The sequence below is a fragment of the Halobacteriovorax sp. genome, from assembly GCF_048381875.1.
Taxonomy (GTDB): Bacteria; Bdellovibrionota; Bacteriovoracia; order Bacteriovoracales; family Bacteriovoracaceae; genus Halobacteriovorax_A; species Halobacteriovorax_A vibrionivorans.
This window is the reverse complement of sequence record NZ_JBLXBP010000001.1, coordinates 802,433-826,922: the sequence shown is the minus strand read 5'-3', so window position 1 is coordinate 826,922 and position 24,490 is coordinate 802,433. Positions and strand designations below refer to the sequence as shown.

Sequence of the window (24,490 nt, the reverse complement as noted above, 5' to 3'; positions counted from 1 at the left end):
CCTTTTGTTTCGCAACTGCTAAAGAATTCTCCTTGAAGATTGGTTTACTATCGGTTTATAGACTGGTTTTTGCAGCGACTGTCTTGTTTGGTCTGTCGCTTTTTTATCTTCAAGGTTTACCCATTTTAAAAAAGACGTTTTATCTCCATATATCGGGTCTTTTAATTTGAAACCAAGATTTTGGTTGTTTATATAATGGTAGAGTGAAGAAAACTCATATTCTTCACAAAGGCTTGAAAGGTCTTTCCTCAACGGATTTTGATATATATAGCGCAGAACATTTAAGTAATATTTTTGATCTCTTATTAATGACCACTTATATCGATCACCAAAGATACGGTTTATTCTTCCTGTATATTTTCTGATAAGTTTGCTTAGGTGAGAGTTAAAAAAGAACATAAACTTATCAAGATCACTATTTGGGGTCCATATCATTAAATGATAGTGATTCGACATTAGGACGAATGATTGAATTTCTACTGGATGATGAAGGTTTGCATAATTTATTGATTTCATACAAAAAGACCAGACAATAGGCATGGGAATATCAAACCATTCCTTATTATTAGTTCTTATTGTTACATGATAAGGACAAATATTCGTTCTTATTAAAGATTTTCTAGGCATAAAATGATTAATAGTGTCAAATGTAAAAGTTGTAAGTATGTTTTATGAAGGTAGTTGAAGTTTTTCAGTATTGAAACATAAGTATTAAGAAAAAAATAAAAAAAGACTTCTGAAGAGAAGTCTTTTAGCAGTTGCGAAACAAAAGGTGCATGGCACCCTTTAGAGATTATTTTTGATTAAAGAGATCATCTCTTTTACTTGCTTATCACTGGCCTTACCATTGATTTTATAAATGATATTTCCGGCCTTATCAAAAACAATAATATTAGAATCATCATCTTTTACAATTCCGTCCCATTTTTTTACGACGACTTTTTCTAGGTCTTTAACATATAATGTATTAGGGTACTTCTTTTGCTTATCTTCAAGAGCACCTTCTAGGATTGAGTTAGGTAGCCAAGTTGCATCCATATTGATTACGGCAACTGAAGCGTATTTTTTTAGATCAAATTTTTCAGCGGCCAGTGCTTCAGAAGCATGATTATTTAAGTCTTTCTCATCTGGATCAACATAGAATAGTACGTGTACTTTGCCTTTTAGCTCTTCTGAAGACCAAGCATTCCCATTTAAGCGTCCGCCATTATCTCCTGAAATTTCTACTACTGGTGGTCTAATTGCAAATGATGCCACACTTGAAAGTAGTAGTGCCCCTAAAATCAACTTCTTCATAACCTCTCCTAATCGATAAATGTTTTATTGAATATTTGCTTAATATTCTTATTAAATTTTGAATCTTTCTTTAGCGTATGCTTAAGTATTTTTGTTCTTAAAGTATCGTTATATTCAACTAATTCCTGCATCAACTCGTCAAATTGATTTAATTCAATCACATTTGGAATACGTGTTTGAAAGAAGTCCTTTAGTTGTTTGATTCGATTCTTTTCAATGTCCAAAAAATTCGTCAGCTTATGTCCTTCTTGTCCATTATCGCTTCTCTTTTGAACCGGCGCAAACTCTTCTCCTAACACTTTTCGGATATGTTGATCAATTTTCTTAGCATCGTTATTATCATTATTGTCGTCGTTCATACTTTATCCCTTGGCCTCTTCTTCAAGAATTTTTAGAATTTTTTCAAGTTTACTTCCTTCCTTGGCCAATGATTTAATAATTCTTTGAGATGAGATTGTGCGAGAGAACTCGTCTAAGCATAGCTGAACATCTTCATTTCTTATGTTAGATGCTGAGATATCGATGAAGTCCAGTATTTTTTGTTCCTTAGTCGTAGGTCTCGTTGCTTCAAATTGATAATAACTTGGGAGCTCTTCTATACTTTTGAAGATTGGAAACTTAGTCCAAATATCTTCGATATCGGAAATAATATAAAAAGGGTAGGGAAACTTAGGTGATAAGTTTTCCTCTTCCATAACATTGGAGAGAAGGCCAAGTAACTTGATAAGACGATCTCTTTTAAGGCGAGAAGCATCAAGGTAAACCGGTTGATGGCCAACACGATAATGTTTTAAATTTGCCTTGATTTCCACTTTATCAATGGACTTCAATTTGAATTCTTCAAGAATAGGAGTTTTCATTTAATTATTATAACAGTTTCTTGTGTTATTGATAAAGCGAATATAAGTCTGGAAAGTGATGGAAATCTCATTTATCATAGGTATATGGAATTGGATTACATAGAACTTCCCGAGGCATTTTGTCAGTTACTCATCAGTAACGTATCAAGCTCAAGTCAGGCCTCTGTGGATCTTCAAAAATATATTTATCAATCACCGGCCATGGCAAGAATTCTCTATCGAGTTTTAAATGCTGGTGAAGAGACAGACCTCACTTCACTTATTAAGAAGTTTGGATGGCATGGGATTCGTGATCGTTTATTGGCCTATTATATAAACTTCTTAGAAAATAGTAATCATCCTCATTCAGTTTTAGTTGATAGTGTTGATGATATTACAAATCTAGAAGCTAGGTTTCGTGATAAAACAGTAAGTGGATATTCTAGACTAATATCTCTTGGCTTTTATTTAAAAGTCTCTTGTTATGAACAAGACTTAAAGTCATTGGATGAGCATCCTTATTTTCCATCTCGTAAAATCGATCAATTAATGGCCTCTGTTACAAATCGAAATATAAGAATTGATATTCTGATTTTGATGCTTGTGCATTTCTTAAAGTTTCTAGGTGAAGAAAAGCTTTTTGGATTAATTAAGGCCAAATCAAGCTTTGATATGATTGAGACTATGCTCGAACCAAATCAGAAACAATTACTACAAAAGAATTTAATAAATTATGCGCTTAGTATTGGGGATCTCGAACTAGTTGCGGCTAAGACTGTTTAGGATTCATTTAAAGGAAATATATGACTGAAAATAGTATTTGGAAAATGTTAGATGATCTATCAACAAAACGAGGGATCTCTGAAATTGTCATTAATGGACCAAATAGTGTTTTTGTTGAAAGGGCCGGAGAGTTCATTGGCCTAAATGTGAATATTAATAAAAAAGATATTCTCGACTTTGCTACAGAAGTTGCAATTTTTAATAAGAAAGAATTCTCAAATAATGATCCTATCTTAGATGGCCGTCTACCAGATGGCTCACGTGTTAATATTATTAGTGAACCATTTGCCTCAAGTGGTACATCCATAACAATTAGAAAATACCTTTCAAATAACTTTGAGCTCGAAAAACACGGAGCTCTCTTTAATATTCCTGAAAATGTCGTTCCATTCCTTATGGCCTTAATGCGCTCAAGAAAGAATATTCTGATCTCTGGTGGAACAGGTTCTGGAAAGACGACTTTTATGAATATGCTTTTAAAAGAAGTTGATCAAGGAGAGAGAATTATTACCATTGAGGATACTATTGAGCTTGTTTTAAAACAGCCAAACTCTGTTCGTCTTGAGGCAGGGCTTGATAAGAATATCTCAATGAGTGAGCTCGTTAAAAATACCCTACGAATGAGACCTGATCGAATCATTGTTGGTGAGGTTAGGGGAGCTGAGACTTTTGATATGATTCAGGCGATGAATACTGGCCACGATGGAAGTATGACTTCAATCCATGCGAACTCACCTGTCGAGTGTCTACAAAGAGTTGAGTCTCTCTTTCTAATGTCGGGCTTTGATCTACCATATCATGTAGTTAGACGTTATATCTCCACGGCCGTTGATTATATTATTCAATTAGGACGCGGTGAGAATGGAAGACGTAAGGTTACTCAGATCATGGAAGTAAATTCTATGGAAGGTAATCACATTCTAACAACTTCAGTTTTTGAGACTGAAAATGATGAATTAATCTTCAGTGGAGCAGTTCCTTCAAGTGCTAATGATCTCCAGTATAAAGGGGATTTAGAAATCAATTATTGGAATACTCTTTAATTCACTATCATTGTCGCATCAATCTTAGTGAAAATATTCTCATTCATCTCATCGGAGTGAATTGCCGTGATGAGACAATGATGGTCGATATCTAAAATAAAAGCTGCGATGGGAGTAATGATCAAGGACTCATGAGAGCCTTTGGCCTTTAGTTTCATTGCGGCTTCGCTGAGTTTAAATAAGTCCCTATCATTTAATTCAATCTGACGCTGAGACATTCTCTTTTGTGCATGTTTTGAAATTGATAATTGATTAATGACTCTTTCCATACAAACCTTCCATGGTTATTGTTAAAGTCATTTTGCCACCTTGCACATTATTAGCGGTAGGTGGGAAGCGGTAAAGAAAAGCTTATAATTTCTTTAGCTCTTTTAATTCCATGAGAATTCCAAGCTGTTGATGACGTAAGCTTAGACATTTTGATTGAAAGTAGTAATTTCTCGTTTGATTAAAAAGTGAATTGATTTGTTTTTTAAGGTCCTTACCAATCTTCTTGGTTCCAGCCTCATTAACAACTTTCTTAATTCTTATGAACTCTCTTGTGTTCTTATAAGCAATATTCTGATCTTGTTGTTCGCAACTTGCGAGGCTCTGTAATGAAAAGATTGTTGTAACTAAGGTAAGCGTGGTGAAAAGGAAAGCTTTAAACATTCGATCTCCGGCTAGATTGAGTAGCGTCTTGCTACTTATCTATCAATACCATAAGAACGCGTCTACTTACACCTTAGTAAGAAGATGTTGTGTTTTTTTCACCATTCATAATCGCAATTCCAGAACTTGTTCCAAGTCTTGTCACACCCATTTCGATGTATTTTATTGCGTCTTCGTAACTTCTAACACCACCAGATGCCTTTACCTCACAGCGTTTCTGGGCCTCTTCTAACATAATTTCAACAACTTCTGGTGTTGCCCCTGAGGAAGAGAAACCAGTTGATGTTTTTATAAATTTTGCACCAGCATCGATGGCCGCATTTGTGGCCAAACGGATTTCCTTTTCATTCAATAGGCATGTTTCAAATATAACTTTTACTGTCTTCTCTCCAGCTTGTGCAACAACTGCTGCAATATCACTTTTTATATAGTCAATTTCCCCTTCTTTAAGCTTTCCTATATTTAAGACCATATCAATTTCACTGGCACCTTTTGCGATGGCATCTTTCGTTTCAAACGCCTTTGCCTCAGTTGTCATGGCCCCTAATGGAAAACCAATAACAGTACAAATCATGGATCTTTGCGGGTCAAGATGCTTCTTTGCTTCTTCAATACGAGAAGGGTTAATACAAATTGACTTAAATCCATATTCATTGGCTTCAGTACATAACTTCTTTATCTGAGCAGCACTTGCTTCTGGCTTTAAAAGAGTGTGGTCAATATACTTTGCAAGATTTTGGATTTTTGATTCCATTTTGTCCTCATTATTAAACATTTTTCCTTAACTTATAGTGCCAATAATTGCTAAAATTTGCAAATGGCACGTCAAATTAGGGGACCTGTATTTTTACATCCCGTCTTTATTTTTATTTCATCCCTTGTAGCTCTTGGGGTTTCATTATACCTCTATATTTCTTCATATTTAGAAGTTAACGAGAAGCTAACGATATTTGTTGAAAAGTCTGGGATTCAGCTCGTGCAATTTCAGCAAACTCAGACCTGGGTTATGATCCTGGTCTTATCAATTCTTGTTACTTTGATTATCTTAGGCTTTAGTTTAGTTTTTTATTACTATCAAAAATTACGTCAGCTCTATCGTATGCAACAAAACTTTATTAACGGTTTCACGCATGAACTAAAGACACCGGTTGCTTCTATAGGGATATTTATCGACACCTTAAAGAAACATGAATTTCCTCGCGAAAAGCAAATGGAATACTTAGATGTTATGCGCCAAGATACGGAGAGACTAGGCGATAATATTGAACAAATCCTTCAGCTTGGACGAATTGAAGAGAAGAAGGTCGAGCCAGACGTGAGACTGATTGGGGTTCGTACGGCCATTGAAGAATTTCTGGATAGAAATAAGCATAATTTTAAAGATCTTCAGGTTAGTTTTCTTCATCTTGAAGAGGATGCTTTTATTGATTTTGATCCGAAGCTCTTTGATATTTTACTCATGAATATTTTTACCAATGCGATTCGATATAATAGTAAAGCTCAGAAGAAAGTTGAGGTTATTTTTCAAAAATCTAAAAACTTTGGAGAGTTATTCTTTGTCGATAATGGTGATGGTGTTGAAGAAAAAGAATTAAAGAATATATTTAAAAAGTTTTATCAAGTTGGTAGATCCTCTAAGGGCAGTGGTGTTGGTCTTTATATGGCCACTCAAATTATGAAAATTCACTCTGGTAGAATTACTGCTTCTAGTGAAGGTAAAGGCAAGGGTCTAACTTTAAAATTATCATTAAAACTACATAAGAAGGATTAGATTATGAGTCATATTTTACTTATTGAAGATGAGGAGAATATTGCAAAGGGAATCATCCTAAATTTAGAACTAGAAGGATTTGAAGTTACTCATGCTGCCCGCGGTGATGAGGCCATTGAGATCTATGAGCAAAAGAATTTTGATTTGGTGGTTCTTGATCTAATGTTGCCTGGACTAAGTGGTGAGGATATTCTTGTAAAAATTCGCGATGTAAATGAGAAGACACCTGTTTTAGTGCTATCTGCTAAAGATAGTAGTAAATCTAAAGTTCGCTGTTTTAATTTGGGGACAGATGATTATCTGGCAAAACCATTTAACCTGGATGAGTTTATTTTAAGGGTTAAAAGGCTTCTCAAAAGATCAAGTTGGACAAAGAAAGAAGTCGAAGTTTATAAGTTTGGAAATAATGAGATTAACTTCTCAGACTTTAAGGCCTATTCAAATGAACAGGAGTATTCACTGACTGAGCAAGAGGCTAAGATTTTGACACTTTTAACTCAAAATGAAGGAGAAGTGGTAACGCGCGGTGAGTTACTTGAGTCATTGGGCTACAAAAAGGATTCAAATACTCGTACAATTGACAACTTCATTGTACGTTTTAGAAAATACTTTGAAGAAAATCCAAAGGAACCTAAACATATTATTAGTATCCGCTCTGTCGGCTACAAGTTTGTTAAATAAAGTAATGGAGATATAAATGGGAATTTTAGAAGGAAAGAAAGTTCTAGTCCTAGGCCTTGCAAATGATAAGTCAATTGCATGGGGAATTTCAAAACAAATGAAAGAGCAAGGAGCACGTCTTGCATTTTCATACTTAAACGAAGCTCTACAAAAAAGAGTTGAACCACTCAGCGAAGAAATTGGTGGAGAGTTTACATTTGAGTTAGATGTTCAAAATGAAGAGCATATGACTAAGATGGCAGAAATCGTAAAAGAGAAATGGGGTGATGTTGATGTTATCGTTCACTCACTAGCATTTGCAGATAAAACAGATCTTAAGGATCGTTTTCATAAAACAAGCCGTGAAGGTTTTAAAATGGCACAAGATATCTCAGCTTACTCACTTTTAGGTGTGTGTAATGTTCTTAAGCCACTTATGGCAAAAGATTGCTCTGTTATCGCTCTTACTTACCATGGATCAGTAAAAGTCCTTAATGGTTATAACGTAATGGGTGTTGCAAAAGCATCTCTTGAATCAACAATGAGATATCTTGCTGATGATTTAGGCCCAGAAGGGATTCGAGTAAATTGTATCTCTGCAGGTCCAATTAGAACTCTTGCTGCTTCTGGTGTACCAGGGCTAAAAGGATTCTTAAATGACGTTGAAGAGAAGTCGCCACTTCGTCGCAATGTAACTCAAGAAGATGTTGGTGGAGCTGCTGTGTTCTTAGGTTCACGCCTTGCAAATGGTGTAACTGGACAAGTGCTTTACGTTGATTCTGGTATCTCGATTTTAGGAGCCTAGTTTTGACTAAGATTTCAAGTTGGAACGTTGCAGGTCTTAGGGCCTGTGAGAAAAAAGGTTTTTACGATTGGTATTTAGAAGATGATTCAGATGTAATTTGTCTCCAAGAGACAAAGGCACTACCTGAGCAATTAAGTGATCGCCTAAATAATCCTGATAATCACGAAGTGTTAATAGCACCTGCGGAAAGAAAGGGATATTCAGGTGTGGCCACTTGGGTACGCAAAGGAATCAATGTTAAGCACACGGTTGGACTTGGAATACCTGAGTTTGATTGTGAAGGACGTACCATCATTTCAGAATTTGATGATTATATCCTCTTTAATTGTTACTTCCCAAATGGGCAAAGAGATCACGCAAGAGTTCCATATAAGATGGACTTCTGTCGTGCTGTTGCTGATAAAGCTTTAAAGCTTAAGAAGAAGACAAAGAAAGAAGTTGTGATCTGTGGTGACTACAACACTGCCCATACTGAAAATGATCTTGCTAATCCAAAAACAAATAAGAAGACGACAGGTTTTCTTCCTCTTGAGCGTGAATGGATGGATGAGTTTAAGGCCCAAGGCTTTACTGATCTTTTCCGTGAATTCACTTCTCCAGAAGAAAATGGCCACTATACTTGGTGGACTTATCGAAGCAATTGTCGTGAACGAAATGTTGGTTGGCGTATTGATTATTTTTGGTCAACTGATGAATTTGTTTCAAGAGTAGAGAATTGTTGGCATCAGCCAGATGTAATGGGAAGTGATCACTGTCCGCTTTCAATTGAATTCAAATAAAAAAAAGCCTCCTTTCGGAGGCTTTTTTTATATCAAAGTTGAGAGATCTGAAATTATCTATCAAGTTCAATGACAAATGATAAGGCAAGCTTAGCAAATTTTAGTGCATGATCTGCTGTTCCACCCATGTAATCTAGAGTATCACGTGATGTGTGAATTCTTCCATTCATTTCACGCTTACGAGTTTCAAATGGTGTCGAAGCTGGAAATCCTTGAGCTGTCCACGAAGCATGGTCTGAACAAGCATATCCACAAGTATCACGTCCCCAAGTTAATTCTGGAAGATATGTATCAATCAGAGATCCTAGGAAGTTATTTTGTGCTTCATTAGTATAGTCAGTAATAATCGTAATATCGTCATTAGAGTTATTGAAGTTTGTCATATCAAGTTGCATGACACCAACAACACTTTTACCTTCACGCTTGTGAGTTTGTGCAATATCTTTAGATCCAAGAAGTCCAACTTCTTCTGCTGCATAGGCCATGAATTTAATTGTCTTCTCTGGTTGATAACCACTTTGAGCTAAAACCTTTAAAACTTCTGTTACAGTTGCTGTTCCTGAAGCGTTATCATCTGCACCTGGTGCGTGAGCATTTGTACGTCCCCACCAACCAGCAATAGAGTCAGCATGTCCACCAATTACGATAATATCATCTGATTTACCTTTAATTGTTGCAATTACTGATGGTTGAGGGAATCCTGAATGATTAAAGAATTCAACACTGATATCATTTCTGTGTGCCGTTAGGCTCGTCCAATGATCCTTAAGCCATTGTTGTGATTGAACACCTGTTTCTGACTTATAATAACGATTATGGAAGCTAGACATCTTTTCAATAACACCTCTAATTGAGCTTTCCTGTGCTTTTGAAATAGTATCTCTTACAAGATCTTCTTGGTTAAGAGTGTAGTCGGCAACAAGTGAACTATAGTCTTGCTGTCCTTTCATATTTTCTTGAGATTCTTTAACGAATTTTAATGCTTCTTCTTTTGTTTGAAATGCGAAGTATCCACCACATCTTTTATGTTCTTCGTGGGCAAGGTGAGAAATTTCAGCTCGCTCTTCCATTCTTTTTGTTTTTGCAATAACAAGATCTTTTTCAACTTTAATAACATCGAGTTGCATTTCAGAGTGTAGACTCTGAGTTGATGTGAATAGGTCTTTTCCTGTTACAATGTAATTATGCTCGTGATTCCCGTTTAGATCTTGGGCAAAAGAATTAATTGTTAAAAGAGACAGTCCTGCTACTAATACCTTTTGTGTAAATTTCATTCAACCTTCCTTGGTCAATTTTATCTATTAACTAAACAAGTTTATGGCCAAACAACTGATTAAAATAGCGATAGATTCTATTATATTCTTACATAGAAGCTGTAAGGGCCTTGTATTAGGAGAGTTTGGGCGCTATGCGCCCAAACAATTAGTATTGAAACTTACTTTGAATTAATTCGACACTTTTTCTCACGTTTTCTTGGTCAATCCACTGAAGACAACCGTGTCCAAGTCCACAAACCCATTTATTCATCGGAGCATTGGCCGTTTGGAGTGACTCATAAAGCCCCATCCATTTCTTCTCTAGAGTCTCCCATGGAAGACCTAAGTATGCTGGTTCAAGGTTTCCTTGAATATAGTAGTCGTTACCTAGAGTGTTTAGAACATGACCAAGATCATGTCTCCAATCAACACCAAGAACATCAATATTATCGTCCTCGATTGCTTGTAGATAACGAAGGTGAGTCATTTTAGAATAGTAGATGACTTTTTTATTTGGGAATTCTTTTTTGAATTCTGCTGTAACTCTTTTGAGTACAGGAAGAACGATCTGAGTATAATCTTCGTAGTTTAACTCACCAGAAGCAGTGTCAAATAAACACATAGCATCTGCTCCTCCTAGGGCCTGAGCACGCATCTCACCAAGAAGTTCTGGGATAAGTAACTCGACAAATGCATTCCAACGTCCATCATAAAGACCTAGCTTTGAACTATAAAGTGATCCAGCATGAGATCCTTCAACAGCATAAGTGTATAGAGTGAAAGGAGCACCAACAAATCCTAGAAGAGTCGTTGTATTTGGTAGAGTTTCTTTTAAAAGTGTACAGGCTTCACCTTGGAATTTATAAAAGTTCTCTGCTGTATCAAGAAATTTTAGCCCTTTAATATCAGCTACAGTTTCTAGTTTCTTTTCTAATTTAGGTCCTGGTGCATATTCTAGTCCCATTCCCATTTGCTCAAGAGGGAAAAGTAGATCTGAAAATAAGATGGCCGCATCAAATTTAAAGTCATTGATAGGACCCATTGTTACTTCACATGCTAGCTCTGGTTGCTTGCATAATTCCATAAAAGTATTCTTCTTTTTCATTCCTTGGTAATGATCGTGGTAGCGTCCAGCTTGACGCATAAACCATACAGGTACAAATTCTTTTCCGTTTTCACTTTTGCGATCGTTAAATAATCCCATCTCTTAATCCTTTTTGATTATTTATTAATAATCAATTTATAGCCAATTCCACGAACACTTTGAATCTCTAGGGAGTTCTTGGAGTCGCTCTCGGCCCACTTTCTAAGTTTAACAATATAATTATCCACTGTTCGTTGAGAAGGGAACTTGTCTTCACCCCAGACTTTCTCAATAATAAGATCCCTCTCTACAGCTTCGTTCTTTTTCTTTAATAAGATCTCAAGAATTGCGCATTCTTTTTGCGTTAAATTAATTATTTTTCCTTCACCATCTTGAACTTCAAATCTTTTTGGCCAAATCTTTAAGTCACCAATGATAATTTCATCATCTAATGAATCAATTGTAGTTTTAAAGCTAAGAAGACGATCAAGCCTAATTGTTAGCTCTTTTAAAGCAAATGGCTTTGTTATATAGTCTTCTCCACCTGCTTCAAATCCTTCAACCTTCGTTTGAGGGTCATTAAGGGCAGACAAGAAAAGAAGAATGAAGTCTCTTCTTTCTTTTCTAAATTCTTTTGCTAATTCGATTCCATTACCATCAGGTAGACCAATATCCATAAGAATGATATTTGGGCCAAATTGTTCAAAATAATATCTCGCATCTTTGACATTTTTTGCAAGTTTACATTGATGACCAACATCTTCTAAGTATTCACTTAGAGTATCACCAAGGTTATTATCGTCTTCTACGACTAGTATCTTTCCGAAGTTACTCATTTTCTTCCTCGGCTTTTGAAAGTGGTAGAGATATCTTAAAGATAAGTCCATTCTCCTTCGTAATATCTAAACTTCCATGCATACGACTTATTAACTTTCTTGATAGATAAAGTCCTATTCCAGAGCCTTTTGTTGACTCATGTTTATAAAAGAGATTTCCAAGTTTGTTAATTTCACCATTAAAAGTACCTTTGTCTTGGTATGTAATAATGGCCTTATTTTCAAGGGTAGTAATTGTTATAGAAACATCTTTCGAGTTCGTATGTGAAATCGTATTTTCTAAAAGATTTTTGAATATAATATTTAGGGCAAACTCATCAGCACTTACACTAACTTCCTCAGCACCGTCTTCTAGTTCAACATTAAGTTTTGAAGAGTAATCTGACTTTACAATATTAGCGATAAAGTGAGTGATGTCGACATCAACAAAATTAAGATTTCCACCTCTTTCTAATCTCGAAAGTTGAAGGATTTTATCCATTTGATTCTCAAGTCGAATGGTATCCTCAATTAGGCGATTCGTTAATTTTTCTAATCTTTGATTTTCTATTCCATCAACTTCGTCTTTAATGACTTCCGATTGTAGCTTGATACTAGCAAGTGGCGTTTTAAGCTCATGTGTAAGACCTGCAAAAAAAGCCGTAATAGATCGATTCTTTCTTTGGTCGCGTATAAATAGGAGAGTATGTGAAACTACTAGAACTAGAATTAGCACTAGAAAGGTTGTCCCTTCCCACTTTATAAGTGATACAATATTTAGGTCTTCTGTAACATTTAAGCTACTAAGGCGGTCACTAAGCTTAAAAATTAAATAAAGCCACCAAACTCCAAAAAGAAAGATTAGGCCACTTGTGATGGCCGATACAATGAAAAATGGTGATGATGACTTCTTAAGTTCCAAGTTCTAACTAGCTCCAAAGTCTCTTTTCGAGGTCTTTTGCAACATCTTCGTCGTGAGCAAGTGAGCCAAAACCAACTTCATATGCATTAGGTGAGAGATAAATCCCTTTTTCTAATAGTAGTTCAAATAATGGAACAAAGTCTTCACCGATGTTTCCTGGAATATTACCAACTGACTTTATCTTATCTCCTGGAACAATCCAAAATAGAGAAGAGTGGTGGATAATATTATAATTTGAAAACTGTCCATCGTTATACTCAGCTAGCCATTTCTTAAAGATATTTACAATTCTTAGAGTGTTTTGTTCTAGCTTTTCGTAATTTTCTTTTGTCATCTGCTTAAGCGTCTCAAGCCCTCCAACCATTGCAAGTGGGTTGGCACTTAAAGTACCTGCTTGATAAACACCTCCAACTGGAGCAAGGTGTTCCATTATCTCTGTTTTCGCTGCTAGAGCACCAACTGGAAGACCACCGCCGATAACTTTTCCGTAAGTTACGATATCTGGTGTGATTCCTGTAAGCTCGGCCATTCCACCAAAGGCAACACGGAAACCAGAAATCACTTCATCAAAGATTAAAAGAGCATCATTTGCTTTTGTGATATCGCGAAGTCCTTGTAGGAATTCTTGATCTTGAATAAGAAGTCCATTATTAGCTGGTAGAGGTTCAACGATAATTGCTGCAATTTCATCTTTGTGGTCTTCAAAACATTTTTTTACACCATCAAGATCTTCTAGTTCTAGAATTAGAGTATCGTCAGCTACACCTTTTGGTACACCTAGTGAAGATGATTCAGCTGCTCCAGCAAGACCTGAGCCTGCTTTAATTAACATGGCATCAACGTGTCCGTGGTAACAACCGTTAAATTTAATGATTTTATTTTTCTTTGTTACACCTCGAGCAAGTCTTAAAGCAGTCATAACCGCTTCAGTACCAGAGTTCACAAATCTGATTTGATCAACGTGAGGTAGACGAGAAAGTAGGTATTCAGCAAGGTCAACTGAGTATGGCTCACAAGCTCCGTAGCTCCAACCACGACCAAGGGCCTGGGTCAATTTTTCTTTTACTACTGGATTTTGGTGTCCAAGAACGAGGGGACCAAAGCTCATGCAAAAGTCGATATAGTCTTTACCCTCAATATCAGTAAAGTATGCACCATTTGCGCTCTTGAAAAACTTAGGAGTTGACTCCATTCCCTTGAAAGATCGAACAGGTGAGTGAACTCCTCCTGGAACCATCTTTTTACTCTTTTCAAAAATCTCTGTGTGTAAATTACTCATTATTTAATCCTTTTCTTATTTTTGCTTCATCCAGTTTTTAAACTCTTCCATTGATGTGAATGGACGAACTGTAATATCTTCTTTTGATAATTGTTCAAAAGTCTTTCCAAGCCCACAAGCATGGAACTTATTCTTTATTTCTGGAATATGTTGTGTATAAGTTTTATATTGTGAGAAGCTTGTCCAAAAGAAGACATCACATTGTCTTAATTCGTCCATAAATCCTTCACGAATGTCATTCGTACTTTTTTCGTAAGCTTCCATAATCTGGCCGTAGTCAGAGTATGAGTCCTTATGAGTTAGAATGGTTAATTCTTCTTTTGGCCCATTCATCACTTCAATTGCTTTGGAATCACGAATTTTATCTAGATATGCTTCACCTAAGCTGTCACAGCTTCCATGAACCCATTGACCATTCCTAGCAAGTAGTCTCCAAGTTGAAAGTCCTGCCGTATAAACTGCCTTACCGTGGTTTTTGAATAGGTTTGCACCGTAACGAGCAGAAACAAGAAGATCATTATTAGGAATATTTGCTTTCTTAAGCGATTCCTTATTTATTAATTCACAATAAATATATTCATCTTCTCTGTGATCAGCGTGAGGAAGACCGATGAAGGCGCGCTCTTTCTTTTCTGGAGAAGGAAAGCTTCCTTCAAGATGTCTCTCAAAGATAACTTTGTCATCTACTTTACCTTTATGAGTATGAACGTAGTAGTCGCCTTTTTTAGTAACGTTAATTCCAACTGCTAAGTGACAACCTCCACCATAGCTTGCAAAGGCCTGGCGTTCACGACTTACTTCACTAACTGTATCTTTATCTTGAAGCTGTTTTAACTTTGCTTCTAATTCACCATTATCATCACGTCCTTCAAGGCATTCAATTCCTAGAGCACCTTGAGATGCCGCTGCTGGGAATTGGCTATGAGGCATAACCATAAAAGTCATATCTTTTAAAAGTGGCTCGAGCTCTTTTCTCGATGACTCAGTGATTGCAAGTCTTTCAATCCCAGGCATCGCAAGAACGATGGCATGATAATTACCATCTCTCAATTTTTGTAGGCGTGAGTTTACATTTCCTCTAAGCATCTTTGTCGTAACTTTTACGTTCTCTCCATATGGAAGATATTCAGCAAGTGAGCTTTCGATATTTGTAATTCGTCTTGGTGATGATGTTCCAACAACAAATTCTTTAATTTCTTTGCACATTAATTGGCTTACAGTTTCTTCTTTAATAAAGAGAATATCGTGAGCGTAATCTCTTTTTGTAATGGCCGCTAATTTAATACCTTCAGGCCTATCACTTCCAAGGTCTTTATAAGAGTGAACCACCATATCAATTTCTTTATTTAAAAGGGCCGCATCAAGTTCTTTAGTAAAAAAGTCTTTACCTTCAAGTTGCCAAAGAGGCTTGTCTGTAACCTGATCTCCTTGAGTCTTGATAACCTTCAGCTCGAACTGATCTCCAGTTAATTCTTCTAATTGATCTTTAACTTGATTACATTGTGTAAGTGCTAAAAGAGAACCGCGTGTTCCAATGATGTACTTCAAAATATATCCTTGTGTTTAGATGTGAGTCTGTAAATTACAATACTTAACTTACTTTTTTGTCATGAATTTGTCATTAAAAGTGGGGTAAAAACAACGTGTGCGCTATGTGTTAAGAGATGGTAGTGGTCCCATATCCGATGAAAAATGTAAGAAAAAGATATTTTCTTTATTGATTTTATATGGCTACACTTAAGTTGTTGAAATTTAATTAGCAAAAGGAATTGCAAATGAATCGTTCGATCTTGATTGGAACAATCTTAATTGTTCTGGGTTTTTTTCTGAATATATCAGCTAAGGCCACATCAATACACGCCAACTCGAAACGAATTGTTATCAAAGTAAAGAAAGGGAAGTCGCTGCCACAATTTTCTGGTGTTCAAAAGATTAAACATTTCTTTGGTGAAAACTATGTCGCTTACACAAATGGTGATGAATCATTAATTGATCTCTATCTTGATCATGAAAATGTTAAAACAGCATACTTCGATACATATGCGGACTCTGAAAAGTTACCTCGTCCAACTGATGTGGAAAAAGTAGCGCCTCAATTTAATAAGTCTCGTGCAACTCTTTTTAATGATCCAAAGATATCAAGGCTATGGGCATTCGATTCAGCTTCTGAATATGGTATGGGCGTAACAAGAGCGTATGAAGAGTTTGGATTCTCTACTGGAGCTCCTGTTATTGTAGCAGTTGTTGATACTGGAGTTGATTATAATCACGAAGATCTTAAAGATGTCATGTGGATCAATGAAGATGAAATTCCAGGTAATGGAATTGATGATGATGGAAATGGGTATATTGATGATATTCATGGAATCAATACTCTTGAGCGTGACTCTAGTGGAGAGGCGACAAGTGATATTATGGATAAGCATTCTCATGGGACACATGTTTCAGGAACAATTGCAGCAAAACAAAATAATGGAAAGGGGATTGCTGGGGTAGCTTCAAATGTTAGAATCATGGGGCTTCGTACTGTTCCTAGTCGAGGTGATGAAACTGATGTCGATGTTGCAGAAAGTTTTCTTTATGCTGCAAGAAATGGCGCGCGTATTATTAATTGCTCATTTGGAAAGTCTCATAATGAAGGTGGAGACCTTGTTAAAGAGACAATTGACCATATAGCAAAAGAGTATAATGTTCTTGTTGTAACAAGTGCAGGTAATAGCTCAAAGGATATTGATCGCTATCTTACATATCCTGCATCTTTTAATAGTGAGGGGATGATTGTAATAGCCTCATCAACTAAGTATGGGCGTTTTTCGTATTTTTCTAATTATGGAGTTCAAAATGTTGATCTCTCATCTCCTGGTTCATCGATCTACTCGACAACACCTGGGAATCGTTACGGGAATATGTCTGGAACATCAATGGCCGCACCAAATGCTTCTGGTGTTGCAGCAGAAGTTCTCTCTCGTAACCCAAGCTTAACAGCGGTGGAGCTAAAGAAATTGTTAATGGATAATGTCGTTAAGAATTCATCAATGGATGGCGATATTCTCACGGGTGGAATTATTAACCTTAATTCAGTATTACAAGCACTTTAAAAAATAAATAGTGCCCTATTCAGGGCACACTTTCCTTTTAGTTAGTGCCAAAGTTTATATCTTTCCTTATGATTTACTTTCAACTGAGTTATATTTCCTACGTCATTATAACTTAGATTAATTCCTTTAGTGTTATTTGCGATATAAATGCCTTTTTCTGACTCATTAGCAGATTCACTTGAGTTGGTTTGTAAATACTTCTCATAATTAAAACCATCACCGCCATCGATGATGTTGATTAAATAATATTGATCACACTTTTCAAAAGTAATAATGATGGGTTCTTTATTTCGATTTGTTAATATCTCTAGATAACTTTCATACTCACCGCTTTCTTTGGTTCTAAGTCTTTCTTTTTTATTAATTTTGAGTTGGCCATGTTCGAGAGAGTTTAGAATCAATTCAAAGAAGGCCCTTTCTTGATTTAGTGTAGCATTGGTTATCTGTTTTAAGGTTCTTGCACAGCCTGCTACATCGGCCAACGTTCTTACTTGCATATGTGCTAATGAGATAACATCAAGTCCACTTTTATGATCAATAGAGTAGTTTATAATTGAATTAATCCGAGACTGTATTTTGATTTTAGACTTAACCATTTGTTGTATAAGAGGGAAGCTCTGCATGTCAATGAAGTCACTTATGTCATTTTCAAGAAAATGTACTTTTCTTTTTTCGTTAATCTCTTCTGCTAACACAATAACTGGAACGTTGGTAAAGCGAGGGTATTTCTTCATCATTGAAATTAGTGAGAGATCTTTTTGGGGATCACTATCATAGTAAATAACAACATCAATATGTTCTCTTTTTACACTTGCAAATAATTGAAAGATCATTGATAAGTTCTCTCTTTCAATTATTCTAAAATTATCTCCAAGTAGAAGCCTGAGCCTATTTGAAATTTTTTTATTATTTGAAACGATAAGAATACTAGGCTTTTGCTCCTTTATTAGGATATGTTGTTTGTTTTTTTTGTTTTCAGGTAAGTTGGTGCTACTTCTTTCGAAGTCTGATGAGTCTGGAGTATTCCCAATGGCCTGTAAGATTTTTTTTAACATTTATTGCTCCGTTAATGTGTAGAAAAAAATGGTTTTCGAGTTACTTCTTCCAGTGGTCCAATTAGATATTTTAAGATGCTTTTTCTAGCGGTGAGAATATCCGCATGTATTTTCATACCTGGTAAAATTAAATTTTGAATATCATCATTTCCCATGTAGTTTTTTGATAGCCTAACAACCCCACGATAGTAACTCTCATTCTCGTCTGAGTAATATGTGTAAGGTGAAATTGATGTGATGATTCCTTCAACTGAGCCATATATTCTGTAGTTATATGAGTTCACTTTAATATCAACAGGCATGTTGACTTGAACAAAGCCAATATCATTTGGGCTGATTCTAATAATTGCATTTGTCGTACTCTCAATGGGAACTATTTCCATAATCTTTTCATTTGCTACAATTGTATCTCCAATGTTCTGTGCTTTTATAGCTCTAGCGATACCTGCACTTTCGGACCTAATATTTAATGTTTCGATTTTATTTGTAATTTTACTTAACTCATCCTTTAAGGATATGAGTTTTTTGTTAATAAGAGAGACTTTTGATGTTTTTGTGGAACTATTTCCAAGTTGTAGGTTCTTGAATTGAATCTTTAACGATTCGATCTCATTTCGAATAGAGTTTTCTCGACTTCTTAAACCCTTATCTTCTAGAGTGAATAAAATATCTCCTTCTGCAACAATTTGACCCTCGTTAACATATATATTCACAATTGTTCCTCCATGCATATGTTTGATAGAGTGAACCTTTGTAGAAGGCCTTATTTCACCTTCACTTTTAACGATTTCTTTTACTGTTGTTGTCGATGCCCAAAGTATTAATCCGCTAAAGCCTAGTAGGAGAGTTAATATAATAGATTTCGTTAGTAAGGGAACTCTAGCTTCTGCCAGTAAAATATCCTGTCCTATATAATCGACTTGTCTAGAGTATTCGATATCATCAACTATTGATGTAAATTTTCTTTTGATCATTTAAATCTCCATTTTGGACAACTTTAATATATGACTCCTTAAGAAGCGTAGCTTTGTTTTTTGTGATTATTTTAGCGTCTCTTGTTAGATATAAAACTTCATCACATTCTTTAAGTATTTCAAAATGGTCACTTTTAAAAATAACAGTGAAGTTATTGCGAGCTATATTGATAAATTTCCTTAACATTGGCAGACTTTCGTTGATTATTGATGATGGTATCTCTTCGATTAAAACAATTTTTGCCCTTGTTGTAAAAGGGATAAGTAATACAGTCGCGGCATATAGTTCTTTTGAAATCTTGTAATTATGTGGTCCATTCAGTGGTGTATCGATAGTCAAATCACTGTCTTTAAGCATTTTGTTTAATCCAAATATTTCCATACTAATTAGTAATTCTTTTTTTGTTATTAGTGGATTTATGTATTTTATATTCTCAAAGATGCTAAGGTTTTTTAGTAAGGACTTTGTTAAATTAAGAGTTATCAATCGTTGTCTTAGATACATTGTGTCAGCTTGGCGGTGATCAACATTTCCAACTGTTATAGTCCCAGTGTGAGGCATGTATGTTTTATTAATAAGTTTTATTAGTATATCTTTTCCTGTGTTGTGATCACCATCAATACCAAATATCTTTCCATGTCTTAAGCATAAGTTAATATTTTTTAATAATGGGATCAGAGTAATTGGGTTTGTGTAACTGACTTGAGTAAATCTCAAATCGAGGCTTTTTAAATAGAGATCTTCAAGTGAGTATAGTGACCTTTTTTCTATATCTTTAATTAATTCTATGTGTATGTCTTTTAGAACTTTTCTCGAAGATAAATTGGAATTTCGATTAGTTAAGTAGCGATTTATTGGAAGAAAGATAAAAATAATGAGCGAGATACTTGCTAATAATTTTGAGATACTTAAATCTTGATTCCAGTATTGATTTATACCGATCGTTAAACACAGAATTATCGTAATAAATGATAAAACGTAAAAATGAATTGCATATTTGAAAATAAGCATTTCACATTTTAAATCATGTAAAGCACTACCGGCAGTCATACTAGTAAGTCTTTTATTAAAAATAGGAAGTATATTTTCAAAGAAAATAGATTCAGAACGCCTTTTTAATTCATTTGTTAGTATCATTCTTTGCTTTGAAATATTTTGGAATAAAGTTTTTGCAATACGAAGGTTACGATGATGTCTCTTATAATGAAGAAAGTAGAAAGGGGACATGATCAATATTGGAAGGGCCATCTTCCATGATATGATCACTAATGGGATAAGAAACAATGGTACAAAAAGTAAATCTAGAATTTGAGCGGTTGTATTTGAGCCAAAAAACCTTGTCATTCGATTAATCTGCTCGTATAGGTTTATATTGATATGTTCCTTTTCAATATTCGCATCTTTAAAGTTTATCATTTGTCTAAAGAGTTCTGTCTTTAAAAGATAATTAACTCTTGATGATGTCCATGCGATTATACTCGATCTTATATTTCTTATTCCGTAATCAATGGCCAGGACTATGACTACTCCCGTTGATGCATTGATAAGAGTTAGACTATCTCTTGTGATTAAATAGTTCTCGTGTATAAAATAAATGTAGTAGGGTATTACTAGTATTGAACAGGTGGAAATTAAAGTTAGTAGATATAGAGAGTTTATATTTTCCCTAAAGCGAAAGAAAAACTTTATCATCCATTTTTTTTCATTTTTGCTTATGTTGTTTACGGTGTTTTCTTTGTCGTCGCTACTGATCAAAACCCGTCTTTTTACAAGTATTGCTGAATTAATATTTATATGACTTGTTTTTGAAAGGTCTTTTCTTTGACCTTTTGAGTTTAGAAGGTAATATTCCTTTTTGCCATCATCATAAGAATAAATTAATAGGTCACCATCTTTACAGTAGTTATCGATGTTTTCATTTATTATTATAAAGCAAGGTAGTGCCTCTCTTTCTATGTTTTTAAAGCTAATATCAAGATGAATGCTTTCAAATCCTAATGATGAAAGTGCATTTCTAATGTCTACTAGTCGCATTCTTGGGTACGACAAAAGAATCTCACTTACATCTTTCTCATGTATATCGTCTTTTTTTAATTCAATAAAGTAGCTAAATAACCTCTTTTTATTATTCATACATTATCCTAGGTTAAGTAACTACTGTATTCACCTATGCGATTATTAAATAAGTCTCTATTACATAGGTTTATGTAGTTATGGTCTTTTGAGTTTATGAAAATTATTTTATTGTCTCTAATGTTTGCGATATGATTGTATACTTTTGCGTAATCTCTCTTATCAATATTCGCTTCAAAGTCGTTGAGGAAGATGACCTCTGGGTCTAAAGCAAGTTTTCTTGTCATGTAAATTAGTGCTTTTGCTTCGTTTGAAATTAAAGATGTATCCTCTTGAGTGATATATGTCTCTAGTCCTAGAGGTAATGCGCTTAGTATTTCGTTTAATCCCAGTGTGTTAATGTAATAGTTTAAATTTGATTCTGGTATCAATCCAAACGAAGTTAGGTTCTCTTTGATTGTTCCATCCCATATATTCACCTGTCCATTGAGTATAGTGATTTTCTTATAGATAGAGGTCTCATCAATGTTTATGAGGTAATCATCATTAATGAGAATTTTATTTCTTAATTGATTGATTTTTGATGATAAGATGTAATTGATCATGTTTTCATCTGCATTCTCTAAAGAGATAGTATCTCCTTTCATAAATGGAACCATTACTTCTTTCTTATTTTGCTTTAGAGGGATAATCATTGAATAGATGGTTTCAATAACTTTTGTTCCCATCTCCTTTTGATGTATAGAGGGGCTGATTGATAAGTCTTCTATTATCTTTGTTTCATGTAAACGTTTTATAACTTTAAACATACCAATGGTCGGGCCAAAGGACTTACTTGCAATATATACACTTGCCACAAGTCCACCTATTCCTATTTGATTTATCGTTATTAGATACGAACCTACAGCTATGATTAAGATGATATTTATTTGGGCAAATAAGTTATTTAAGTTTATGTTATTTAACTCTTCTTTATTGGTGATAAACTCCTGTTTAACTGCTCTTCTCATTAATACTTTAAAACGATTGTGAAAAAGGTTAATTCGACCAAATCTTTTAATTGTTCTGAGGTTGTTTAGTGTGTGATAAAGAAGGTTATCTTTCTTTATAATTGAGAGATGCTTAAAATATATTGAATCTCCAACTTGTTGTGTTGAGTTTAGTGAAAATATTGTGAATATGATAATTAACACTAATGGAATAAATGCCAGTATTGGATTGATATATAAAAGAAGACCAATGTACATAAGAAGAAAGGGGAGCTCTGTAAGAGTAACAATGCCACTATTTGCATAAAGGGCCTTGTCTGCACCGATCTCATTTAAAGAATGCTGAAAGAGTCCTATATTATAATATGATGGATCCATAATGATATTTTTAATAAGATTTTTAGTCTTGTTGTTATCGTAACGGGCGCTGTTAAACGTTATTATATAAAATCTTAAATATTTAAGGCCGGCCTCTACCAATATAAAGACAACGAGTGCTAGCAGGATGTAAAGTAAGAGCGCTGTATCTCTTTCTGGAATTGCTCTGTCGAAGATATTTAATATAAGAATCGGTATCGCAAGAATGGCCAGATTAATGATAAAGTTTAAAGAGATTAATAATGGTAGAGAGATAAAGTTATAATTATATAATTGAACACACTCTTTAAACCACTTTCTAAGTGAATTTGGTAGGTGTGAAAGGCTGATATTCTCTTCATTAGTCATGCCATCTCCTATAGTGGGAAACTATATGAGATTAATCGACGACACTGAGAGACTTTTTGACTTAATAAAAGTTAAATTGCAGCTCTTGTATTTGCAATTGCCAAGTGTTTAGCTCTTCTTTCTACAAGGTCTTGAATAGCAAGTTTTGCTTGATCAATCTTTTCTGTCTTCTTCTCGTTTAATACTTTACCGTGGTTTAGGATATCTCCAAGGCGGTAAACTCCATGCTGCTTGTCGTATTCAGTTTGAATCGCAGAAGGTGAGCCAAGGTCTACGAAAACAGAGTTATTTGGACAGTGACCTCTGAAGTGCTCATCAGCAAAAATGGTATCATTAGATCCAATTGTATTCACATGAGAGTTGAATTTGTAATAAGAATCAAAGTCTCTCCATTTAACGGTTTGAATATTTACGTTTGGAAATTCTTCAATGAGAGCTTGTACTTTTTGTGGATTTCTAGCACTGATATAAATATTGTATTTCTTCATTAAGTGCTTAATCGAATCTCTTGCAAGTTGTCCTGAGCCAAGAATTAAAACATCACCAGTTTCATATTTTGACTGAATGATTCTTCTCATGATTCCGGCATATGATTGTTGACCAATCTTAACGAGGTGCTTTTTTCTCACTTCTTTAGCATCTTTAAAAAGTTTTTCTAAAACTCTTAGAATGACAGAAGAGCGAATATCTTCTTTAAGGTAATTTGCAAATGCTTCTTTAAATTGAGCAACGATCTCACTTTCACCTTTTAGTTTACTTTGTAGACCGCAAATCGTTTCTAAGAGAAAGTGATAGGCTTGTTTTGAAGTATGGTATGTACCTAAGGCTTTATCCTGTGAATCAAACTCTGTAGTTGTGAGAATGATTGTTCTTTGGCAAGTAATTAGAACAAATGCTCCTGGCATCTCTAATAGTCTTTTAGGTATTTCGTTACTTTTTGTTTGAATATTAAGTAAATGGATCTTTTCTAACAAAAATCTGTTCCTTGCGTTGTGTTATTGTCCGATCTCTGTAAAAAGAGATTACAAAATTCAACACTTAAAAGTGTCACAATTTTGTAGAATTCATTATGCATTGACGATATTGCGCTAATTTGTCTTCATTGAGCAAAATAGTCAATGTTTTCTTTACAATATTACTATCTTACACATTTTTATTTAGGTCTAATTGAGTCTGTCTATGATGCGATCAATAACTTCCTAAAGTTCTTTTCACGGGTAGAAATTTCTGCTAATTTGTCCTCATCATGAATACAGTTACGAAAAGTTCAAATGATGTGGCCAGTGAGGCCAAAAAGCCTAAATCAGCGTTTAAAAGAGTGCTTGAGAGGCTATGGAATAAGTTGAAAAAGCCTGCTTTAGCATTTGATCGCAAGGTTGATGGGGCCATTTCTTTCTTTATTCAACACTATGGCAAAACAAAGTTCATGGTAGCCATGTCAAAGAAAATTCAATACTTAGGAATTGAAGGACTTTGGAATAAAGGCCCAAAAGCTTTTATTTATTTTTTCCTATTTTATCTAATTCGAGATACAATATTGTACATAATCATACCAATTTGGGTGGCCAAGGCTACTTCGTAAATTAATTTT

At 34.8% G+C, this 24,490-nt stretch carries 26 protein-coding genes; 8 read left to right on the top strand and 18 right to left on the bottom strand.

Annotation, left to right across the window (positions count from 1 at the left end; all coding sequences use genetic code 11):
• Positions 1-18 precede the first annotated feature (18 nt).
• The 4 genes from ACN5L8_RS03845 to ACN5L8_RS03830 form a co-directional block, all read right to left on the bottom strand.
• Positions 19-627 carry a transposase gene (locus tag ACN5L8_RS03845; RefSeq protein ID WP_419172357.1) on the bottom strand — a complete coding sequence of 203 codons (609 nt, stop codon included), beginning with the start codon at positions 625-627 and terminating at the stop codon, positions 19-21.
• Between the two features lie 159 nt (positions 628-786).
• Entirely contained in the window at positions 787-1,296 is a 510-nt protein-coding gene (locus ACN5L8_RS03840; RefSeq protein WP_419172356.1) for a YtfJ family protein, read from the bottom strand.
• Between the two features lie 8 nt (positions 1,297-1,304).
• Complete coding sequence (locus tag ACN5L8_RS03835) at positions 1,305-1,655, bottom strand: hypothetical protein (protein ID WP_115363551.1); 351 nt, start codon at positions 1,653-1,655, stop codon at positions 1,305-1,307.
• 3 nt (positions 1,656-1,658) lie between these two features.
• The gene (locus ACN5L8_RS03830; protein WP_115363549.1) at positions 1,659-2,156 is read right to left on the bottom strand and encodes a hypothetical protein; all 498 of its coding nucleotides are present in this window, start codon (positions 2,154-2,156) and stop codon (positions 1,659-1,661) included.
• An 84-nt stretch (positions 2,157-2,240) separates the two neighbouring features.
• Between ACN5L8_RS03830 and ACN5L8_RS03825 the strand changes: the two genes are divergently transcribed.
• Positions 2,241-2,918, top strand: coding sequence for a hypothetical protein (locus tag ACN5L8_RS03825; RefSeq protein WP_419172355.1), 678 nt, complete (start codon positions 2,241-2,243; stop codon positions 2,916-2,918).
• A 20-nt stretch (positions 2,919-2,938) separates the two neighbouring features.
• On the top strand, positions 2,939-3,961 hold the full coding sequence (locus ACN5L8_RS03820) for a CpaF family protein (protein ID WP_419172354.1): 1,023 nt from the start codon (positions 2,939-2,941) through the stop codon (positions 3,959-3,961).
• Here ACN5L8_RS03820 and ACN5L8_RS03815 read toward each other — a convergent pair.
• The 3 genes from ACN5L8_RS03815 to deoC form a co-directional block, all read right to left on the bottom strand.
• On the bottom strand, positions 3,958-4,230 hold the full coding sequence (locus ACN5L8_RS03815) for a hypothetical protein (protein WP_115363543.1): 273 nt from the start codon (positions 4,228-4,230) through the stop codon (positions 3,958-3,960). The two genes, ACN5L8_RS03820 and ACN5L8_RS03815, sit on opposite strands and share 4 nt — an antisense overlap.
• A gap of 82 nt (positions 4,231-4,312) precedes the next feature.
• Positions 4,313-4,612 carry a hypothetical protein gene (locus ACN5L8_RS03810; RefSeq protein ID WP_120405085.1) on the bottom strand — a complete coding sequence of 100 codons (300 nt, stop codon included), beginning with the start codon at positions 4,610-4,612 and terminating at the stop codon, positions 4,313-4,315.
• A gap of 73 nt (positions 4,613-4,685) precedes the next feature.
• Positions 4,686-5,366, bottom strand: a complete 681-nt coding sequence (deoC, locus tag ACN5L8_RS03805) for a deoxyribose-phosphate aldolase (RefSeq protein WP_412473538.1) — start codon at positions 5,364-5,366, stop codon at positions 4,686-4,688.
• 63 nt (positions 5,367-5,429) lie between these two features.
• Here deoC and ACN5L8_RS03800 point away from each other — a divergent pair, with 63 nt between their 5' ends.
• From ACN5L8_RS03800 to ACN5L8_RS03785, 4 genes are read left to right on the top strand one after another with little or no spacing between them, the layout of a single operon-like run.
• The gene (locus tag ACN5L8_RS03800) at positions 5,430-6,383 is read left to right on the top strand and encodes a sensor histidine kinase (RefSeq protein WP_419172353.1); all 954 of its coding nucleotides are present in this window, start codon (positions 5,430-5,432) and stop codon (positions 6,381-6,383) included.
• Between the two features lie 3 nt (positions 6,384-6,386).
• Entirely contained in the window at positions 6,387-7,064 is a 678-nt protein-coding gene (locus ACN5L8_RS03795; RefSeq protein ID WP_419172352.1) for a response regulator transcription factor, read from the top strand.
• A gap of 16 nt (positions 7,065-7,080) precedes the next feature.
• Positions 7,081-7,848 carry an enoyl-ACP reductase FabI gene (locus ACN5L8_RS03790; protein WP_115363532.1) on the top strand — a complete coding sequence of 256 codons (768 nt, stop codon included), beginning with the start codon at positions 7,081-7,083 and terminating at the stop codon, positions 7,846-7,848.
• Between the two features lie 2 nt (positions 7,849-7,850).
• Positions 7,851-8,627, top strand: a complete 777-nt coding sequence (locus ACN5L8_RS03785; protein ID WP_334678315.1) for an exodeoxyribonuclease III — start codon at positions 7,851-7,853, stop codon at positions 8,625-8,627.
• A gap of 53 nt (positions 8,628-8,680) precedes the next feature.
• Here ACN5L8_RS03785 and ACN5L8_RS03780 read toward each other — a convergent pair whose 3' ends face one another.
• From ACN5L8_RS03780 to hemC, 6 genes are all read right to left on the bottom strand, one after another.
• Positions 8,681-9,901: a M20/M25/M40 family metallo-hydrolase gene (locus tag ACN5L8_RS03780; protein WP_115363528.1), complete on the bottom strand. Its 1,221-nt coding sequence runs from the start codon at positions 9,899-9,901 to the stop codon at positions 8,681-8,683.
• Positions 9,902-10,049: 148 nt separating this feature from the next.
• Positions 10,050-11,087 (bottom strand): uroporphyrinogen decarboxylase family protein, encoded by a 1,038-nt coding sequence (locus ACN5L8_RS03775; RefSeq protein ID WP_419172351.1) that lies wholly within the window; start codon positions 11,085-11,087, stop codon positions 10,050-10,052.
• A gap of 17 nt (positions 11,088-11,104) precedes the next feature.
• Positions 11,105-11,803, bottom strand: a complete 699-nt coding sequence (locus ACN5L8_RS03770; protein ID WP_158536921.1) for a response regulator transcription factor — start codon at positions 11,801-11,803, stop codon at positions 11,105-11,107.
• Positions 11,796-12,704, bottom strand: coding sequence for a sensor histidine kinase (locus ACN5L8_RS03765; protein WP_419172350.1), 909 nt, complete (start codon positions 12,702-12,704; stop codon positions 11,796-11,798). Before ACN5L8_RS03765 ends, ACN5L8_RS03770 begins: the two co-directional genes overlap by 8 nt.
• A 7-nt stretch (positions 12,705-12,711) precedes the next feature.
• Entirely contained in the window at positions 12,712-13,983 is a 1,272-nt protein-coding gene (locus ACN5L8_RS03760; protein ID WP_419172349.1) for a glutamate-1-semialdehyde 2,1-aminomutase, read from the bottom strand.
• Positions 13,984-13,998: 15 nt separating this feature from the next.
• Positions 13,999-15,531: a hydroxymethylbilane synthase gene (gene hemC, locus ACN5L8_RS03755; protein WP_412473536.1), complete on the bottom strand. Its 1,533-nt coding sequence runs from the start codon at positions 15,529-15,531 to the stop codon at positions 13,999-14,001.
• Positions 15,532-15,758: 227 nt separating this feature from the next.
• On the opposite strand from hemC, the gene ACN5L8_RS03750 reads away from it, so the two are divergent.
• Complete coding sequence (locus tag ACN5L8_RS03750; RefSeq protein WP_419172348.1) at positions 15,759-17,081, top strand: S8 family peptidase; 1,323 nt, start codon at positions 15,759-15,761, stop codon at positions 17,079-17,081.
• A 41-nt stretch (positions 17,082-17,122) separates the two neighbouring features.
• On the opposite strand, the gene ACN5L8_RS03745 is transcribed toward ACN5L8_RS03750, so the two are convergent.
• The 5 genes from ACN5L8_RS03745 to ACN5L8_RS03725 form a co-directional block, all read right to left on the bottom strand.
• A complete protein-coding gene (locus ACN5L8_RS03745) occupies positions 17,123-18,136 on the bottom strand; it encodes a hypothetical protein (RefSeq protein WP_115363514.1) in 1,014 nt (337 codons plus the stop codon).
• Positions 18,137-18,147: 11 nt separating this feature from the next.
• The gene (locus tag ACN5L8_RS03740) at positions 18,148-19,110 is read right to left on the bottom strand and encodes an HlyD family efflux transporter periplasmic adaptor subunit (protein ID WP_419172347.1); all 963 of its coding nucleotides are present in this window, start codon (positions 19,108-19,110) and stop codon (positions 18,148-18,150) included.
• Positions 19,079-21,244, bottom strand: coding sequence for an ATP-binding cassette domain-containing protein (locus tag ACN5L8_RS03735; RefSeq protein ID WP_419172346.1), 2,166 nt, complete (start codon positions 21,242-21,244; stop codon positions 19,079-19,081). Before ACN5L8_RS03735 ends, ACN5L8_RS03740 begins: the two co-directional genes overlap by 32 nt.
• A gap of 8 nt (positions 21,245-21,252) precedes the next feature.
• Positions 21,253-22,899 carry an ABC transporter transmembrane domain-containing protein gene (locus ACN5L8_RS03730; protein ID WP_419172345.1) on the bottom strand — a complete coding sequence of 549 codons (1,647 nt, stop codon included), beginning with the start codon at positions 22,897-22,899 and terminating at the stop codon, positions 21,253-21,255.
• Between the two features lie 71 nt (positions 22,900-22,970).
• Positions 22,971-23,873 carry a hypothetical protein gene (locus tag ACN5L8_RS03725; protein ID WP_115363506.1) on the bottom strand — a complete coding sequence of 301 codons (903 nt, stop codon included), beginning with the start codon at positions 23,871-23,873 and terminating at the stop codon, positions 22,971-22,973.
• A gap of 272 nt (positions 23,874-24,145) precedes the next feature.
• Here ACN5L8_RS03725 and ACN5L8_RS03720 point away from each other — a divergent pair, with 272 nt between their 5' ends.
• Positions 24,146-24,481: a hypothetical protein gene (locus tag ACN5L8_RS03720; protein WP_115363504.1), complete on the top strand. Its 336-nt coding sequence runs from the start codon at positions 24,146-24,148 to the stop codon at positions 24,479-24,481.
• Positions 24,482-24,490 lie beyond the last annotated feature (9 nt).

Coding starts and splice junctions, on each gene's coding strand:
- ACN5L8_RS03770 (WP_158536921.1), bottom strand. CDS start 11,803: ATGAGTAACTTCGGAAAGATACTAGTCGTAGAAGACGATAATAACCTT.
- ACN5L8_RS03810 (WP_120405085.1), bottom strand. CDS start 4,612: ATGTTTAAAGCTTTCCTTTTCACCACGCTTACCTTAGTTACAACAATC.
- ACN5L8_RS03820 (WP_419172354.1), top strand. CDS start 2,939: ATGACTGAAAATAGTATTTGGAAAATGTTAGATGATCTATCAACAAAA.
- ACN5L8_RS03795 (WP_419172352.1), top strand. CDS start 6,387: ATGAGTCATATTTTACTTATTGAAGATGAGGAGAATATTGCAAAGGGA.
- ACN5L8_RS03835 (WP_115363551.1), bottom strand. CDS start 1,655: ATGAACGACGACAATAATGATAATAACGATGCTAAGAAAATTGATCAA.
- ACN5L8_RS03800 (WP_419172353.1), top strand. CDS start 5,430: ATGGCACGTCAAATTAGGGGACCTGTATTTTTACATCCCGTCTTTATT.
- ACN5L8_RS03780 (WP_115363528.1), bottom strand. CDS start 9,901: ATGAAATTTACACAAAAGGTATTAGTAGCAGGACTGTCTCTTTTAACA.
- ACN5L8_RS03825 (WP_419172355.1), top strand. CDS start 2,241: ATGGAATTGGATTACATAGAACTTCCCGAGGCATTTTGTCAGTTACTC.
- ACN5L8_RS03815 (WP_115363543.1), bottom strand. CDS start 4,230: ATGGAAAGAGTCATTAATCAATTATCAATTTCAAAACATGCACAAAAG.
- ACN5L8_RS03735 (WP_419172346.1), bottom strand. CDS start 21,244: ATGAATAATAAAAAGAGGTTATTTAGCTACTTTATTGAATTAAAAAAA.
- ACN5L8_RS03745 (WP_115363514.1), bottom strand. CDS start 18,136: ATGTTAAAAAAAATCTTACAGGCCATTGGGAATACTCCAGACTCATCA.
- ACN5L8_RS03740 (WP_419172347.1), bottom strand. CDS start 19,110: ATGATCAAAAGAAAATTTACATCAATAGTTGATGATATCGAATACTCT.
- ACN5L8_RS03790 (WP_115363532.1), top strand. CDS start 7,081: ATGGGAATTTTAGAAGGAAAGAAAGTTCTAGTCCTAGGCCTTGCAAAT.
- ACN5L8_RS03720 (WP_115363504.1), top strand. CDS start 24,146: ATGAATACAGTTACGAAAAGTTCAAATGATGTGGCCAGTGAGGCCAAA.
- deoC (WP_412473538.1), bottom strand. CDS start 5,366: ATGGAATCAAAAATCCAAAATCTTGCAAAGTATATTGACCACACTCTT.
- ACN5L8_RS03760 (WP_419172349.1), bottom strand. CDS start 13,983: ATGAGTAATTTACACACAGAGATTTTTGAAAAGAGTAAAAAGATGGTT.
- ACN5L8_RS03830 (WP_115363549.1), bottom strand. CDS start 2,156: ATGAAAACTCCTATTCTTGAAGAATTCAAATTGAAGTCCATTGATAAA.
- ACN5L8_RS03845 (WP_419172357.1), bottom strand. CDS start 627: ATGCCTAGAAAATCTTTAATAAGAACGAATATTTGTCCTTATCATGTA.
- ACN5L8_RS03750 (WP_419172348.1), top strand. CDS start 15,759: ATGAATCGTTCGATCTTGATTGGAACAATCTTAATTGTTCTGGGTTTT.
- ACN5L8_RS03840 (WP_419172356.1), bottom strand. CDS start 1,296: ATGAAGAAGTTGATTTTAGGGGCACTACTACTTTCAAGTGTGGCATCA.
- ACN5L8_RS03775 (WP_419172351.1), bottom strand. CDS start 11,087: ATGGGATTATTTAACGATCGCAAAAGTGAAAACGGAAAAGAATTTGTA.
- ACN5L8_RS03730 (WP_419172345.1), bottom strand. CDS start 22,899: ATGACTAATGAAGAGAATATCAGCCTTTCACACCTACCAAATTCACTT.